Origin of the sequence: Bacillus sp. JJ1764, assembly GCF_036962145.1 — a bacterium.
Classification (GTDB): domain Bacteria; phylum Bacillota; class Bacilli; order Bacillales; family Cytobacillaceae; genus Neobacillus.
In genome coordinates this window covers 41,298-58,392 of record NZ_JBALNY010000099.1, presented here as the reverse complement: position 1 = coordinate 58,392, position 17,095 = coordinate 41,298, and the positions used below count along the sequence as shown (strand labels likewise).

The window sequence follows — 17,095 nt, the reverse complement described above, 5'->3', positions numbered from 1 at the left end:
CAGCCTCTACCGGCTTCCATTCCGCCTACCAATCAACCGCAAGCAGCAGCGGCGGCGGCGGGGGTGGAGTCAGCGGTGGCGGCGGCGGATCCGGGGCGTTCTAACAAGAAAAATAGTGCTATCATGTATCATGAAAAATGATAGTACTAACAATATTCGAACTTTGAGAATACCAAAAAAAGCTTGAGGCATGACCTCAGGCTTTTTTGGTTCATTTCTTTAGGAATATATATCCATTTTGTGCGCCCCGCGTGGACAAAACGGTACTATTGTCCACGAGCTGTGCCTGTCACCCTCGCTCATCTCCACTTATAGACTTTCCACTATTACCTGCTTTTCATGGTGGATTTGCTCTAGTTTTTTTCGTTTTCTTTCGGATTGTAGTTCGAGGTTTGTCAGGATGTCTCCTACATGATTATAGTGGTGTTTTGTTTGGTCGAGGGAGTTGTTAATTTTCCCTTGGACCAGGTAGTCAGAGATGAAACCGTCGAAGAAAAAGTCGGCGAATTTCAGCATTCCGGAAATGTTCACTTCTGGAAGGGCTGTTTGTTTTACATCTAACAGTTCTTTTTGGAATTGGCGCATGTTTGTTTGTGCTTGACGGAGATAAGCTTCTGCCTGATCTATTTTTTGGTGCTTGGCAATATCTGATATAGTTCCACCGCCGAATAAATCCCATGTCGCCCAGTTTTGAGCTTTCTCTAGTGCAGCTATAGCGTCCGAAAGCGCCCGTTCTACCCGCCTTCCGGCAAAAATAGCTTCGTCCAATTCGGTAATATAGGCTTTCAGGGCCCCCTCCTGTTCACTCAATTCAAACACCTTTGCTGCGTATGAAGCCCCGCTTTGTTTGATCAATTCTTCTTTCTGTCTTAGCAGCGTTTGATACTCATTTTCCGTATTTTTCAACTTCNNGCCCCTCCATCGCCTCATCTATTTCTCTTTTTGTCTTTTCAGCTGCTTGCAATTTATGCTGTGCAGCCATCATTTCTTGCTTTTCTTTTGACAACTTCTCATCTTTATTACCGGATAAGGTGGCAATTAAGTTTGCTAGGCTAATATGTTCTAGTTTCTCAACATCCTTTTTCTCTGCAGTAAATTGGGAACGTAGTTGGGTAAGTGTCCTTTCGACCATTTTCAGTTCTTCCTGGTAATCAGCAAGCTGTGTTTGATATTTTTCCTTTTTCCGTAATTCTCCTTTGATTGCAACAATCCTTGCATTCATTTCAGAAAACATACGTAGGCCTCCCAAATTGTATTTACCAACTCTTACGTTAAAAAATGACAAAAGTTTCATATCCCTAAAAATAAAACGACCGAACCCATTGATGAATCCGGTCGTTACCATTATGAGGTCAGCCTTAACCCAATGACCCCTATTAAAATAAATCCAAGTGAAATAAGCTGATAGATTCCAAATCGTTCTTTAAACCATAGGATGCCAACGGTCGTAATCCCAAGGCAGCCGATTCCTGTCCAAATCCCATATGCTACACCTGCTGGAAGAACCCGCATAGCTTTTGACAGGCAGTAAAATGAAAAAATGAACCCGCACACCATCACAATTATTGGCCATTTCTTCTTGACTCCATCCATATATTTCATCGCAACCGTCGCAATAACTTCCTCAATACCCGCTAACACTAATAATACCCATACCATTATTGCTCACCTCTTTTGTTTTCTTTTGTAAATGTCTTCATCCCTACAATTCCCATCAACAGTATCATCAGAAACAGAATTTGTTTCATCGAAAAGGCCTCACCCAAATAAATTCCCAACAAATAAGTTCCCACTGTACCGATGCCAACGAAAACGGTATAAGCCGCAGCTACCGGGATGGTTTTATATGAACGAATTAGCATAGTAAAACTTACCGCAATGAGTAAAACCGTAATCACCCAATCTGATATGGAATCAGCATATTTTAAAAACGAAGCCCATAACACCTCTAAAATTCCTGCCAAAAATATCATAAACCACTTCATATATATTCCTCCTCTCACCTATGAATGACTGTCAGTCATTTTTTAGCGATGAATAAAAGTTAAAGGATCACTCCAATAACTTTACCTTTTAGCTAATGATCTTTTAATAAAATTAAACGTCTCATCCTTAAAAACGTCCAAGTTTTCTTCTTGCTCACGGCTAATATAAAAACGTTCTGCCGAGTTTTCAATCAAATTGATGATGGTTCTAGCCATCAGTTTTACATTAATGTCCGAGATAACCAATCCATCCTGAATTGCTTTTATCAGGATATCCTCTAGCCAGTTATAATATGGTTTGTAGATGGAGTTCCACTTCTCCATGGAATGGTCAAACGCCAGCCCTGAATAGCAAAGGACAATCACATCGGTGTGCTCACTAGTAATAATAAAGGTCTCGTCGATAATCACCTTTATCACACCCCAGAAATCCTGATCCTCCCGAATCCGCCCCTTCACTCTCTCTAATGTTTCAGTAAAAAGGGAGTCTGCGATTGCCGGTATTAACGCAATTTTCGATGAAAAATATAAATAGAACGTGCCCTGAGCCACCCCGGCTTTTTTGACTATTTCAGAAACCGAAGCTTTATCAATTCCCTTCTCGGATATAACTTCAATAGAAGCTCTTAAAATTTTTTCATATTTACCATCAGCACTTCTTGGCATATGAAAAACCTTCCTTCTTATTGTATGAATGACTGTCATTCATTTTACCATATATTTTAAAAAAAATCAAAAAAGGCTCAATCTTTTGTTCGACAAAGGTGCCTGTCACTACTAAAAGACAAATGTCCACCCAAAGTGGACACCCCCATAAGAAGAAGTGTCCACCCCAGATGGACAAATCGGTCTGATTTGTACACGAGTGGTGCCTGTCACCTTTTTTATTACCCTTTTTATTACCTTTTCCTGTTAATTTCCACCTCCTGGATTTGAAACGGTACCCATGAACAGGATTGCACCAGTTTGGTCATCGGTTATGGCGATGAAGAATGGGCGGTTAATTACCATGTGGATGGGTAATGATTTTAAGGTCATTTGTGTGGAGGTTGCGGCTGCTGCCTCTGTGCCTTTTTCATTTACTTCTAAAAAGGTTTTTTGTTTGACCTTACTGATAAATAGGGGATCGCTTTCTTTGATCATTTTAGTGAAGTTCGCTTTCCCACCAAATGGGGTTGTCATACCAAGCTGTTCTAATGATTTTCTCAGTTCCGTTTCATATTCCAACTTGAATTTCGGCAGCATGATCACACCTTCTTGCTCTCGCAATTGTGAATTCCATTGGTCCCAGTTATCTTTGTTAAGGGTCGCTTTAAATTTCTCCAAACTGGTATTCTCCCTTGGAAGAAACACCTTCATGCTCATTTTCCCATCGGCATAAGGAAGTGAAACCGCCTGAAAATCATCATTTTCCAAATACGGTAATTTCTCATTCAGGAACATAAGCGGAACATCTTTCACCGTTCCATCTACTAAATGAAATGCTTGGTTCTCCGTACGCCCCCCAGCAAATTCATGCATCCAGTTCCCTTTAAAGGTAATCGCGTTAATCAGGATAGCAAAGGTATTACGGTCTATATCATCATCCCCAACCATCTTGTCTATCTTTCCATTAGTCGTTTCCTTCACCCAATCATTGATGATTTTTGGGGTCTTAGAACTAGTTATGTCTATTTTTTGGATCTTGGCGTGATAATATCCCCGCACATTCTTCGCAAAATTATCCTGAAAGTGATATTGATGATTGATCCATAGGGAATTCGCCATTTTAAGCTGACTATGTTTGGAACTGTTTTGTAGCAAGGACATCAAGGAAGCATTGACTTTATTGAGCTGGTTAACCTCGATACCTTTCTTATGTAGTACTTGTTCGATCTCCTTTTTCGTTACACCATCCGCCCCATTATAGACCATTGAAAGCGACTGTAATAAACTCGTTGGAGAAATAAAAACATTTCCCTCTTTGTTTGCCTTGACCTTCGCCAATAAGTCAAAGCCTAATTGATTATTTGCGGAAATTATCCCCTTATAATCATCCTTTTTAAAAATTACATTGCTCTTACCGCTTGCTGTCTTTTGATTTGTTCCACAGCCAACCACCATAACAAAAAAACTAATGACTAAGATTGGAATGATTAATTTCTTCATACCCGCCACCTCCGTTTACTCTATTAGACTTTAAAAATCTATTATTGTTTCACGGCTATATCTCTTTTATTTATAAAAAAACCAAATTCTATTTTCATGATGTTCATAGTACTAAATAGACGGTGAACCCTAGCAACGCCACTGATAATTCTCTGACTTGGAAGAGTAGTAATCCTAGCGTAGTGACTGTCGAAGCGAATGGCAAAGTCCATGCTGTCGGTTACGGTTCGGTGGTAATCACAACCGCTTCCGTTCAGATCCTACTAAAATAAGGAAGTGCACAGTGGCAGTAACAAAATAAAAAAAATGACCCTATAAGCAAACTTACGGGATCATTTTTAATGATTTTTCACATGGTCTCCTCTCCTAAAAAAAGGAAGCACCCGACTATACTGCAAGTGCCTCCATTCTCAAATATTATTTTACTAATACAGCTTGTTCCTGCTTTAATTTCTCCAATTCACTATTTACTTCGTCATCTGCAATATAGTGGCTATATGCAGCATCTTGCTGGGCAAGTGGTTCGGCAAACTGCGTGCCGGCTTGTAGTTCATCTTCCATGAACAGAATCTTGTCTTCTGCACGAGCTACCCCGCGCATAATAGCATCGGTATGGAAGGATACAGTTGCCTTTTGGATCTGCTTCATTGATTGAGCCACATTGGCTCGTGATGCCAGAAGAACCTTCTTGTGCTGCAATTCGCTATAGGTTTGGTGCAAATTAGCTATTTTCCCCTTAAGTACTTCAGTCTGGTCCTTAATTGCTTCATATTGCTGTTCATAAAGAGCCAACTGCTTTTCGTTCGTTAGTTTTTCCTGAACGGCCAATTTAGCAATATTCTCCTCCCCTTCTTCTAACGCCAACTTCGCCTGACGCGTCCTTTTTTCCACTAACGCTTTAAGCTCCAAAATGAGCGCTGCCTGTTTATTTTCTACAAAAATTTGCCGGGACAGAGCCTTTTGTGCTTTGGCTATTTCCTGCTCCATTTCTCTTGAATATTCATTTAACATAGCAATTGGATCTTCAAAGCTATCCAATAGTCCATTTAGATCAGCCTTCGCAATGGTTTTGATTCGTTTAAAAATGCCCATATTATTCATTCTCCCTTTTGGTTTTAATAGATTGTTCCCACTGATCTAATACACTTGCATTGTGGTTCACGGTAGGTCTATAGGAACTCATCATTGAAGTATCAATAAACTGCTGCATAGAGGATTCTTTTGATTTTCCTCTCAGCCATTTCACTACGAAATAGCCAACAGCGATGATGATTGCCAGAAATACTAACGTTCCAATCCAGGAAAAGCCTCCATGTTGTGGAGCATTCATCATTTGATGGCCGCCCCCAAAGCCACCGCCTTTAGGTCCCATTCCCATTCCGCCACGATCGTGGCCATGGAACCCAGCTGCTAGGGCATTTGAACCTCCCGATAGAAAGGGGAATCCTAAAACTATTGGCATCATTATAGCACCCCAGAAAATACCTTTTTTCACTTTCATATTCATCGTTATCCTTCCTCCTTTCGTTCTTGATGTTTACAGTTTAGTAGCGCTTGGTGAAAACTTGGTGAAAGGTGAAAGTTTTTTTAAAAAAGATAGAAGGAAGCTATCAAAAAATATATGACACCAGCCCATTTGGGGAGTACAATATTCCTATCAGAAGGTTAAAAAGGGGGACACTGCTTGTGAGGAAAGTACATCTTAGTTTTCCTGTTTCAAAGTTTGCTGTTTTGCTATTGTTTACACTCTTATTTCTAACGCCAAAAGCTTACGCAGCCGTTGATTCCGTCTCTACTTTATCTAGTTTGCAATCAAAAGTTGATTCTGCGATGCATGAGAGAAAAACTTCCTATCAAATTGTGTATAAAGGAAATATTAGTACACTTCAACAAGATATCTCCAATATCATCAACAAGATCTATAATGCTGATGACTATCTACGCTATACTAGTAAGGGTTATTACTATTCCTATAAATATAGTAGCAATATGGCAACCATTACCTTTACTTTCAACTATTGGAATACAGCACAACAAGAAAAGACCGTTAATACCAAGGTAACAGCCATTTTAAATCAAATCATTAAACCGGGCATGAATAACTTTGAAAAAGAAAAGGTCATCCATGATTGGATTGAAAAACATGTCGCGTATGACACAAGTTATTCGAAATATTCTGCTTACGATGCCCTGGTGTCGCCTTATAAAACAGTCTGCCAAGGCTATGCATTGCTTTCATATAAAATGCTCAATCAAGCCGGGATCAAAACAAGAATAATTGAAGGTACCGCTGGGGGGCAATCTCACGCTTGGAACCTCGTAAATCTTGATGGCGTTTGGTACCACTTTGATGCAACCTGGGACGACCCGCTCCCGGATGTTGCAGGCCGTGTAACCTATGATTATTACAATCTGACTGATGCTCAAATAAAAAGAGACCATTCTTGGGTTAAAACATATCCAGCCGCAACAACCGATTTTTACAATACGTTGAACAAAAAGCTTGTCACCGATCCCGCTAAAGCAAGTGTTTACCGGGGGCTGCTCACTGCATTGGACCTTAACCTTTTATCGAAAAAATATACAGCAAACAATAGAGACGAACTTGCTGCCATGATGAAGGAAGCTATTAAAAACAAGCAATCTACGATTCATATTAGATATATGAATCGTTCTACTCTGTTAAATGACATAGCAACCGCTATTAAAGGAATCCCGAATCTGTCCTATTATTCCTACTCCTATTCTGATTATAAAAGAACGAGCAACATAACAAATGATGTCGTATTGAATGTATCATTTAGATGACACTGGATTTCGCTTAGAGGAAAAAGCCTTGCCGATTTATTCACGGCAAGGCTTTTACTATTTAGAAATCAAGCATAACCTCTATACTCTATTTATCTCACCCATGAATCTTTAAAACCATGTTTCATATTTCTTCATCAGGTTTGAATATTTTTATTGTGGGAGGCACATAATTGGAAAACGCATCAATCAATGCGTTAGGCTTTTCTTCAATGATGGCCATTGATCGGAATTTTTCCTGCAAAAATTTTTGTTCCACCATATGATCAAACAGGTTGATTAACGGGTCGTAGTAATGATCAATATTAAGAAGGCCGCACGGTTTCTGATTCAAACCAATCTGTGACCATGTAAAAATCTCAAAAAACTCTTCAAGGGTTCCGGTTCCGCCGGGCAAGACAATAAATCCATCCGCTAATTCGGCCATTTTTGCTTTTCGTTCATGCATCGTTTCAACCCTATATAGCTCTGTTAAACTTTTATGAGTTATTTCCCGTTCTTCCAGCACCCGAGGGATCACACCAATCGCTTCTCCGCCCTCATTTAAAACTGTATCCGCCACTGCACCCATCAAGCCGATGCTTGAACCGCCATAAACCAACGATATGTTGCGTGCAGCTAATTCTTTACCCAATTGAACAGCTCCAGCTCTATAAGCTTCTGTCGCTCCCAAACTTGAGCCGCAAAAAACGGCTAATCGTTTCATTCTATTCCCCCCATGGCTTTTCTTTCCCTATTAAGTATATATAGATTTCCTCTAATTTAAAAACCTCAATAGGCTTATTTTCTGTTCGTTAGATAAGTAGCAACACTATTAACTGATCCTTTCACTCTCCTAAAAACCCATTCTGCCTCCCTCATACCATGTTAGAAAAATTGGTTACGATTTAAATAATATTTTATAATCGCAGGTTTTTTATAACGAAAATATCTTAATTACCATATAAAACTTGAGAGAACTTTTCAGCCTACCCTCAAATTCTTCATACAATTACCTAAGTTTTTAATGTTAGTTACTTTTTTCGACACTAACCTATAAAGGAGGAGTTTTAGTGGATCGAATTTTCAGGTGGATAGTTAAATCATTGTTTGCACCTGTTACTGGACATGCAGGAGCGGTTGCGAGTACAATTGGGTTTTTTCTGGCCTTTTTGCCTTTAGATAGTTTAAAAATTCCATTATTGTTTGTTTTGTCACTTTTGTTGCGTCTGAATATCATCGCCTTATTTCTTGGTACGTTAATTACGATTTTTATCCCTAACATTCGTCATTTACCAACCCTGGATTTAAGTATATTAGAAAATTACCCGTTATTTTCTGCCTTTAAAATGAAAATGGAATCTATGCAAGCCATCTCATCAGGGGTCTTTGGAAGCTTGATTGGACTTGTCTGTTATTTTTTCTTCCACTGGCTTTACAACTTGGGGCTGAGAAAAAACGAGCGAAGGAAGGAACAGGTTTTTCTGGATCCTGCAAAAAGACGCTGGTCCATCATTAAACGAATGAGTGCATGCTTTGCGGTATTAATCGTTTTAGCTTCTACCATTTTTATTGAAAGTCTTAATACAAACCCGGCATTTCCTGAGCTGCAATTGGATGAAAGCACAGCAAAGAACGGGATTGAGCCGATTAATACCAAGTTCAGTGAAGCAGAACTGGCAACACAGATTCAAAAAACCAATCCTTCCCCACTTATCCAAAAAAATACGAGGTTATCCAACAAACAGGAAGTGTATGGTTTTTACGTCAATTGGGACGTCAACAGCAAAATGTCTTTCAAAAGGAATACCGATTCCATTACAACATTAGTGCCTGACTGGATGCAGCTTACACCTGACCTTACCCTTAAAAGCAGTACGGAAAGTTCAATTGCTGCAGAGGCAAAAGCACATGATATAAAGGTTCTTCCATTAGTGAATAATTTTATTAACCATAAATGGGATGGCGAGACACTGCACCGCTTATTCACTGAACCCGGTGCTGAAGATCGTTTTAGTAAAAATTTGTTAACCTATGTAAGAACCAATAACTTTGACGGAATTAATATAGACTTTGAAGGAATCATGCCAAATGACAAAGAGAATTTCACCAATTTTATTGAAAAAGTATCTAAAAGCTTTCATCAACATGGGCTCATGGTCACAGTAGATGTCCCGCCTAATAACAAAAGTTTTGACTATATTTCTTTAGCAGCAAACGTTGATCGGATGATTGTCATGCTTTATGACCAGCATAACTCCATAAGTAAACCGGGGCCTGTGGCTCAATCGGATTGGGCAAAGGAGAGCTTAACCCAACTCCCTATTCCTTCTGATAAATTAATTGCCGGTTTGGGGATTTACGGTTATGACTGGGAAGAAAACTCCAAGCAACCTGCAGCTACGATGACGTTCGGGGATATCATGAATCTCGGAGCGGGAAACAACCTCCAAATCCATTGGAATCAACAGACAGGTAACCCTTATTTACAGTACAAACGAAATGAAAAAAAACATATTGTTTGGTTTTTGGATGGTGCTACTTTTTATAATCAAATGAAGCTGGCTGTAGATAGCGGCGCAAGCGGAATAGCGGTTTGGCGTCTTGGTTCCGAAGATCCTTCGATTTGGAATTACATCAATAAAACAAAAGAAATAGAAAATCCATCCAATGCTCTTAAAACCTTAGTGAACCCTGAACCTGTTCACTATACGGGTGCCGGAGAAATTCTAAAAATTGATTCTCAATCAGAAAAAGGGAACAGAACGATTCGATTAGATTCACTAGGTCTGATTCAAACCGAAACCTATACGGATTTACCCAAGCCATATAATGTAACTCGATATGGCAAACCCAAAACGAAGGAAGTCGTCCTTACCTTTGATGACGGCCCGGATCCAGTCTATACGCCGCAAATATTGGACATTTTGGACAAGAATCATATTAAAGGGGCTTTCTTCATTATTGGAGAAAATGCAGTGCAGCATCCCGAACTCGTTAAAAGGATGTATGAAGAAGGCCATGAAATTGGCAATCATACCTTTACCCATCCTGATGTAGCATCGATCGCCTCATGGCAAACGAAATGGGAGCTAAATGCCACTCAAAGACTTTTTGAAGAAATTACCGGCCGTTCGATGACACTCTTCCGCCCGCCGTATGTAGCTAATGCGGAACCAAGTACAAAGAAAGAACTGTTGCCTATATTACGGGCACAGGATATGGGGTATTCCATGGTCGGAGAATTAAATGACTCTGACGATTGGAAAAAGCTATCAAGTAATGAAATTGTAAAGCGGGTATTGGATCAGCTAAAAGATGGCCATGTGATCTTGCTTCACGATTCTGGCGGTGACCGGTCCAACACTGTAAAGGCCCTGCCGATGATCATTGAGGAGCTTAAAAAGCGAGGTTACACATTTACCACCATTGGCCAGCTTATTGGAAAGAGTCATACTCAGATTATGCCCCCTGCAAGTCAAAACAACCCTTATATGGTTTATGACAAGGCAGTATTCAAGCTCTTGCAAGGCTGGCATTACGGACTAAGCTTCCTGTTCTACTCAGCGATCCTTTTAGGAATCTTACGGATGGCAATCTTCGTATTTCTTTCAAGAAAGCAGATAAAAAGGGACAAGGATTCCAAGATCGCCCCCGGCTTTACACCGTTTGTCAGTGTTGTTATTGCTGCCTATAACGAGGAAAAAGTGATTTGCAAAACGGTTGATTCCATTTTATCCAGCGATTACCTTGCTTTTGAGATCCTAATTATCGACGATGGCTCTAAGGATGATACCGCTAAGGTTGTCCAAAAAACGTATGCAGAACACGCCCGGGTCAGATTGCTGACCAAACCCAATGGAGGGAAATCGTCCGCTGTTAATCTCGGTTTTAAAGAAGCAAAAGGGGAAATCGTGGTGGCTCTCGATGCGGATACTCTCATTGCCGAAAATGCAATTTCCCTTCTTGTTCACCATTTTAAAAATGAAAATGTGGCAGCAGTTTCAGGAAATGTTAAAGTTGGCAATAAGGGAAACCTTCTTACAAATTGGCAGCATATCGAATATGTAACAGGCTTTAACCTAGAGAGAAGGGCCTTTGCTACTCTCAATTGTATTACGGTTGTACCAGGCGCAATCGGTGCCTGGAGAAAGACAGCGGTAGAAGAAGCTGGTTACTTTAAAGAAGATACATTGGCCGAGGATACCGATATTACTCTTACGCTTTTACGCCAAGGGAAAAAAATTGAATTCGAAGAAAAAGCGTATGCCTTCACTGAAGTGCCGGAGGATATTAAAAGTCTGGCAAAACAGCGTTACCGGTGGGTTTATGGCACACTCCAATGCTTATGGAAGCATCGCGAGGCTTTATTCAATAAGCAACATAACTCATTAGGTTATATCGGCCTTCCAAACATGTGGCTTTTCCAATATTTTTACCAAACCATATCACCGATTGCAGATATCCTGTTCATAATTGCCCTGTTTGGTCCACATCCTGGAAAGGCAGCGATAGGATTTGCCCTATTTTATCTGCTGGATTTCTTTACTTCCCTATATGCGTTTCGATTGGAGAAGGAAAGTCCAAAACCGCTCGTTTCCTTATTTCTGCAACGAATCCTATATAAACAATTAATGACGTATGTGGTCATTAAATCGATCTTCTCGGCGATTAAGGGAGTAACTGTTGGCTGGAATAAACTGAAGCGAAATGGAAATGTAACTCAGGAATCTTCCATGATGAAGGGTGAGGAATATATGTAAGGCGTCAGGTCTTCCCTTTTTAGGGAAGGCCATTTTTAATTACAACAAAAAGGACCACCTTCTTGTGGTGACCCTTTGACTTACTTTTTCTTACCGTTCATTTCTCTGGTGTCTCGACGGCTAGCAGCCTTATCTTTAGCAGCTTGGGATACTTTTTGCCCATTGTTGGTTGTTGTGGTGTTCGTACTTGTTGTATTAGATCCTGACGAAGTGGTTGTCGTTGTTTGTGCTGATGGTGCACTAATGGCAGGTGTCGCTGTAACGGCATGTGTAGCAGTCGTTGTGGTAATTACATGAGCAGGACTTGGTGAAGTTTCCTTGGTGGAATTATTTTTTTTCGATTGAACAGCCGCAATTACTCCATCATTTTTTTGGCTATTATTTAAATCTACCTGAGCAGCAGTACTGTTAGTAGACGGCTTGGTTGGCTCCGGATTCACCTCGGTTGGCTCCGAATTCACCTTGGCTGTTGGCGTTTGATCCTTCAGCGTTTTTTCGTTGGTTTCGTCCGCTTTATTATTGTCACCGGCAGGATTTTTTCCTGTTGCTTGATTAGGAGATTGATTAACTAGTAGAGAGTTGGTGACAGAAAACGTGACAAATCCAACTAACACCATGGAAAGAGCGCCCTTGGTCAGTTTGTTCATACTATTCCCCTCGTGCTTTTTGTATTCCTATTAAAAGAATACGATCAAGCATAAATGGATTATGGGGGTAGCTAAAAACTATATACGAGCATACATCATAAAGCACCCACTCACCAATCGGATTAATTAAACCGCTTCAAATCAATATACATAATTCCAATGTTCTGCCGATTCATCTACCTGATCAATTGCCTGTGTAAGACGATCATTTAATAAGAACCTATTAGAAAATCTGGTTAAAGGATCCCTTATGCACAATTTCATTATCTTTTCTTCAGCCTGTTTCGTTTACTGATATCGCGAATGTTGCTGCTGAAGGGGATGCTTCCAAGCCCCTCCCCGGTAATAAGATCCTTCACCTCAACTCCCCTTGCCAAAGCAATGGGTTCCAACATAATGAGAATTTATGTTTATATATCCAGAAATGAAATCCATCATTTATAATAAAGAATAATCGACAAATTACCTATTATTTCTTTGATTTGAAAAGGGGAAATGGCCATGCAGAATAAGTTGAGTATAGGAAGAATGGCGAAACTGCGAAATGTAACAATCGACACGCTGCGCCATTACGACAGAATAGGTTTGCTAAAACCGTATCTGACTGACCCGGATTCGGGATATCGCTACTATTCCTTATATCAGTATGAAGTTCTTGGGACCATAAAAGAATTAAAGAAAATTGGTTTCTCTCTTGAAGAAATTAAGGACTTTCTAACCAATCGCAATGTCAAAAAATCCGTTCAATTACTAAGAAAATCAATAAACAATATTGAGGATAAAATCCAGGAATTGCAAGAAATTCGTGAAATTTTAACCACAAGGTTATCCAATATTGAGGATTTTACAAATCATTATCTAGATTCGGATATCATCATCAAACAACTTGAAGAACGTAAATACATTCAGCTTGAAAAACCTGTAGGTTGGGAGGACCAAGAAAATCTTTATCTAGGAATCCTAGAGTTAGAAAATATGATTGGTGGGGCCATTCCAGCATTGGCAAGTAATATTTTTGGAGATTTTATTAAAAAAGAGTACTTTAACGAATTACGTCATACATCTGATTTATCCCATCAAATTAATACTTACCAATCCCAATTATTTATACTTGTACAAAATGAAGAGTCAGTAATCCCAACACTCAAACTTGAAAAAGGACTTTACGCTTGTTCTTATTATGGAGGTGTTGTCAGGGAAAAAATGCTGGTACAGTTTAAAAAGCTACTCCATTATATTGATACTCATGGCTACCAGATTATAGGTGACGCTGTTCGAATCATGCAGGTTGACATTTCTTTAACAGATCAATACGATGAAGCATTTTATGAAATACAAATTCCCATTAAAGAGCCTTCGAAATGACATGATCATTTCAAGGCTTTTTTTTTGGTCACATTGACTCTTGAGTAAGACGATACTTTATTATAAATTGGAACGTTCATTTTCCAATTTGCTGAAAAGAAACGTTGGAAAGATTAATGAAGGGATGGGTGAAACATGGCTAAACATCTAGCCGATATCATTATTTCAAGTAATGCAGTATATACGGGTCTATCCGACCAGCCAAGACCTGCTTCCATAGCCATCAAAGACAACAAAATTATGGCAATTGGTTCTAAAGAAGAAATGGAATATTTCGCGGCAGAACACACTAAAAACTATCAATTCAACGACCAGCTCATAATGCCGGGATTCCATGATTTTCATCTTCATATTATGCAAGGTGCTGTTTCTCTTAAAAGTGTCAATTTGTTTGCGGCCCGCTCAGAAGAAGAAGCACTGCAAATGATTAACAAATTTTCCCAATCAAATCCGGAAAACCCATGGGTCATTGGATTCACATGGGATGCAGGCTACTGGGATACTCAACAATTACCTGATCGTTATTCATTAGATCAAATCATCCCGGATCGTCCAGCCCTTATGTTCCATGCTGAAGGACATTATGCTTGGGTAAATTCAAAGGCACTAGAAATTGCAAATATTACCCGTCAAACAGAAAACCCTTCTTACGGAGTAATCGGGAAATATGAAAATGGCGATCCAAATGGCCTCTTATATGAAAAAGCAATGGATGCAGTCATTCAACACGCCTTCAATTTCAGGGAAATCCAAAAAGAGGATATGTTCGCTAACTTCTTAAAACATGCAGCAAGCCTTGGAGTCACTTCCGTTCACGATTTACATGCGTTAAAAAATATAGACGCCCTCGAGGTTTTCAAAAAATTTGAGGATAAGGGCGAATTAACAACACGTATTCATCTTTGGCCTGCTTTAAATGGTGATTTAGAACATGCTAAACAACTACGTAACACCTATCATTCAACTAAACTCCGAGTGTCTGGGCTTAAACAATTTATCGATGGTGTCATTACTGCTCGAACAGCCTATTTATTAGAACCTTATTCTGATCAACCAGATACATGTGGTGAGACCTCTTTTCCTCCTGAGACGATTAAAAAGTGGGTAGTAGAAGCGGATAAAGAGGGATTCAGCATTCGCTTTCATGCGATTGGCGATGGAGCGATTCGTCTTGCTTTAGATGCTTATGAACAAGCGCAACGGGTCAATGGCAAGCGTGATTCCCGTCATAACGTGGAACATATTGAAGTGATTCACCCTGATGATATCCCTCGTTTCCAAAAGCTTGGTGTTACGGCTTCAATGCAGCCTGACCACTTGGCGATGTCGGAACGAGGAGTTTACACTGACAAAATAGGACCTGAAAGGGAAAAACAAGTTTTCTTGATTCATACACTGCAAGAATCCGGTGCAACAGTAGCATTTGGAACTGACTTCCCTATCGATATCCTGAATCCACTTCAACAAATCTATCGTGCCGTCACAAGAATTGACAGCAGCGGAAACACGGTATGGCATCCACATGAGCGGATTACTCTTGCCGATGCAATAAAAGCTTATACGATTGGGCCTGCTTACGGTTCATTTAGAGAGCATGAATTAGGGACATTAGAAGTAGGCAAGCTTGCTGATCTTGTCGTCTTGGAACGTAATCTCTTTGAAATACCTTTAGATGAAATTCCGGTTACAAATGTGCAGCTAACGATGGTTGATGGGAAAGTTATTTATCAAAAAAATACGTAAGTAAGGAGAATTGACTGATATGAGTCAACCATTTGCAGAGATCATCATTTCTAGCAATGCTGTTTTTACAGGTCTTAAAAACCATCCAGAACCTGCTGCTATTGCAATAAAGGACAATAAAATCATGGCGATTGTTTTGCCTGAGGAAATGAAAGCATATTCAGATGAGAACACAAAAGTCTTTGAATTTAATGACCAATTAATCATGGCAGGATTTCATGATTTTCACCTTCATATCATGGATGGGGCTGTTTCCATGAACAGCGCTGATTTATTACCAGCCCGTTCCGAAGGAGAAGCATTGGAAATCATTCGCAGGTTTGCCGAGTCGCATCCAGAAAATCCATGGGTAATCGGTTCAACTTGGGATGCCGGTTATTGGGATACTCAGCAATTGCCGAATCGCTATTCACTAGACCGGATTCTCCCTGATCGTCCGGCACTGATGTTTCATGCGGAAGGCCACTATGCATGGGTGAATTCGAAAGCATTGGAGATTGCCAACATTAACCGTGATACTGAAAACCCACCGTTTGGAACGATCAGTAAGGATGTGAACGGAGAACCTGATGGTCTTTTATACGAAAAAGCCATGGATGCAGTGATTCGTTATGCCTATAATTTTTCCAAAGAACAAAAAAAAGCATTGTTTACTGATTTCCTTAAGCATGCAGCCAGTTTGGGAGTAACAGCTGTTCACGACTTGTTCGCGACTGAATCATTGGAAATGCTCAATGATTACAGTGTTTTCAAAGAATTTGAAGACAAAGAAGAATTAACGACACGGCTTCATTTTTGGCCTGCATTAAATGGCGATCTGGAACATGTCAAACAATTACGGGAAAAGTATCATTCGGATAAACTTCGAGTATCGGGATTAAAGCAATTTATTGATGGGGTCATCACCGCTCGTACTGCCTATCTATTAGAACCTTATGCAGATCAGCCTGATTCATGCGGCACATCAACCTACCCTCCTGAGACGATTAAAAAGTGGGTCGTGGATGCAGATAAAGCGGGATTCAGCATTCGCTTTCATGCGATCGGTGATGGAGCCATCCATCTTGCCTTAGATGCCTATGAGGAAGCAGAAAAAGTCAATGGAAAGCGGGATTCTCGACATTCTGTAGAACATATTGAAGTGATTCATCCTAAGGATATCCACCGTTTTAAACGTCTTGGTGTAACCGCATCTATGCAGCCAGATCATATGGCCATGTCCGAAAGAGGCGTGTATACCGACAGAATTGGTCCTGAACGGGAAAAACATGTTTTTATGACTCATTCTTTACAAGAATCTGGAGCAAATTTAGCCTTTGGTACCGACTTCCCCATTGATGTCCTTAGTCCGTTGTTACAAATCTACCGTGCCGTCACGAGAATTGATAGCAGCGGAAACACGGTATGGCATCCGCATGAACGGATTACTCTTGCCGATGCCTTAAAAGCGTATACGATTGGCCCGGCTTACGGATCATTCCGAGAACATGAATTAGGGATTTTGGAAACGGGGAAACTCGCGGATCTAGTTGTTTTAGAACGAAATCTCTTTGATATTCCAGAAGAAGAAATACCGGATACGAAGGTACTGCTAACAATGGTTGATGGAAAAGTAGTTTACCACCATATGTAGTTCCAAGTTACTATCGTTTAAACC

15 protein-coding genes are annotated in these 17,095 nt (G+C 40.1%); 6 read left to right on the top strand and 9 right to left on the bottom strand.

What is annotated here, in order from left to right:
• Positions 1-309: 309 nt before the first annotated feature.
• The 5 genes from V7083_RS14655 to V7083_RS14635 all read right to left on the bottom strand — a co-directional run bounded on the left by V7083_RS14655 (position 310) and on the right by V7083_RS14635 (position 4,133).
• Positions 310-906 (bottom strand): hypothetical protein, encoded by a 597-nt coding sequence (locus V7083_RS14655; protein WP_335479034.1) that lies wholly within the window; start codon positions 904-906, stop codon positions 310-312.
• A gap of 438 nt (positions 907-1,344) precedes the next feature.
• Entirely contained in the window at positions 1,345-1,659 is a 315-nt protein-coding gene (locus tag V7083_RS14650; protein WP_335479032.1) for a DMT family transporter, read from the bottom strand.
• The gene (locus V7083_RS14645; RefSeq protein ID WP_335479030.1) at positions 1,659-1,985 is read right to left on the bottom strand and encodes a DMT family transporter; all 327 of its coding nucleotides are present in this window, start codon (positions 1,983-1,985) and stop codon (positions 1,659-1,661) included. The genes V7083_RS14650 and V7083_RS14645 overlap by 1 nt, the downstream gene beginning before the upstream one ends.
• 81 nt (positions 1,986-2,066) lie before the next feature.
• Positions 2,067-2,651, bottom strand: coding sequence for a TetR family transcriptional regulator (locus V7083_RS14640; RefSeq protein WP_335479028.1), 585 nt, complete (start codon positions 2,649-2,651; stop codon positions 2,067-2,069).
• Positions 2,652-2,897: 246 nt separating this feature from the next.
• Positions 2,898-4,133, bottom strand: a complete 1,236-nt coding sequence (locus tag V7083_RS14635; protein ID WP_335479026.1) for a serpin family protein — start codon at positions 4,131-4,133, stop codon at positions 2,898-2,900.
• A gap of 122 nt (positions 4,134-4,255) precedes the next feature.
• Here V7083_RS14635 and V7083_RS23825 point away from each other — a divergent pair, with 122 nt between their 5' ends.
• Complete coding sequence (locus tag V7083_RS23825; RefSeq protein ID WP_438823727.1) at positions 4,256-4,405, top strand: Ig-like domain-containing protein; 150 nt, start codon at positions 4,256-4,258, stop codon at positions 4,403-4,405.
• A 145-nt stretch (positions 4,406-4,550) separates the two neighbouring features.
• Here V7083_RS23825 and V7083_RS14630 read toward each other — a convergent pair whose 3' ends face one another.
• Entirely contained in the window at positions 4,551-5,225 is a 675-nt protein-coding gene (locus V7083_RS14630) for a PspA/IM30 family protein (protein WP_335479024.1), read from the bottom strand.
• 1 nt (position 5,226) lies between these two features.
• Positions 5,227-5,640 (bottom strand): hypothetical protein, encoded by a 414-nt coding sequence (locus V7083_RS14625; RefSeq protein WP_335479022.1) that lies wholly within the window; start codon positions 5,638-5,640, stop codon positions 5,227-5,229.
• Between the two features lie 179 nt (positions 5,641-5,819).
• Between V7083_RS14625 and V7083_RS14620 the strand changes: the two genes are divergently transcribed.
• The gene (locus V7083_RS14620) at positions 5,820-6,941 is read left to right on the top strand and encodes a transglutaminase domain-containing protein (RefSeq protein WP_335479019.1); all 1,122 of its coding nucleotides are present in this window, start codon (positions 5,820-5,822) and stop codon (positions 6,939-6,941) included.
• Positions 6,942-7,065: 124 nt separating this feature from the next.
• On the opposite strand, the gene V7083_RS14615 is transcribed toward V7083_RS14620, so the two are convergent.
• A complete protein-coding gene (locus tag V7083_RS14615; protein ID WP_335479017.1) occupies positions 7,066-7,647 on the bottom strand; it encodes a TIGR00730 family Rossman fold protein in 582 nt (193 codons plus the stop codon).
• Between the two features lie 721 nt (positions 7,648-8,368).
• On the opposite strand from V7083_RS14615, the gene V7083_RS14610 reads away from it, so the two are divergent.
• Positions 8,369-11,683: a polysaccharide deacetylase family protein gene (locus V7083_RS14610; RefSeq protein WP_438823729.1), complete on the top strand. Its 3,315-nt coding sequence runs from the start codon at positions 8,369-8,371 to the stop codon at positions 11,681-11,683.
• A gap of 80 nt (positions 11,684-11,763) precedes the next feature.
• On the opposite strand, the gene V7083_RS14605 is transcribed toward V7083_RS14610, so the two are convergent.
• Entirely contained in the window at positions 11,764-12,330 is a 567-nt protein-coding gene (locus V7083_RS14605) for a hypothetical protein (RefSeq protein WP_335479013.1), read from the bottom strand.
• A gap of 501 nt (positions 12,331-12,831) precedes the next feature.
• Here V7083_RS14605 and V7083_RS14600 point away from each other — a divergent pair.
• From V7083_RS14600 to V7083_RS14590, 3 genes are all read left to right on the top strand, one after another.
• Positions 12,832-13,695, top strand: a complete 864-nt coding sequence (locus V7083_RS14600) for a MerR family transcriptional regulator (RefSeq protein WP_335479011.1) — start codon at positions 12,832-12,834, stop codon at positions 13,693-13,695.
• 135 nt (positions 13,696-13,830) lie between these two features.
• The gene (locus V7083_RS14595; RefSeq protein ID WP_335479008.1) at positions 13,831-15,438 is read left to right on the top strand and encodes an amidohydrolase; all 1,608 of its coding nucleotides are present in this window, start codon (positions 13,831-13,833) and stop codon (positions 15,436-15,438) included.
• A gap of 19 nt (positions 15,439-15,457) precedes the next feature.
• Positions 15,458-17,071, top strand: coding sequence for an amidohydrolase (locus tag V7083_RS14590; RefSeq protein WP_335479006.1), 1,614 nt, complete (start codon positions 15,458-15,460; stop codon positions 17,069-17,071).
• Positions 17,072-17,095 lie beyond the last annotated feature (24 nt).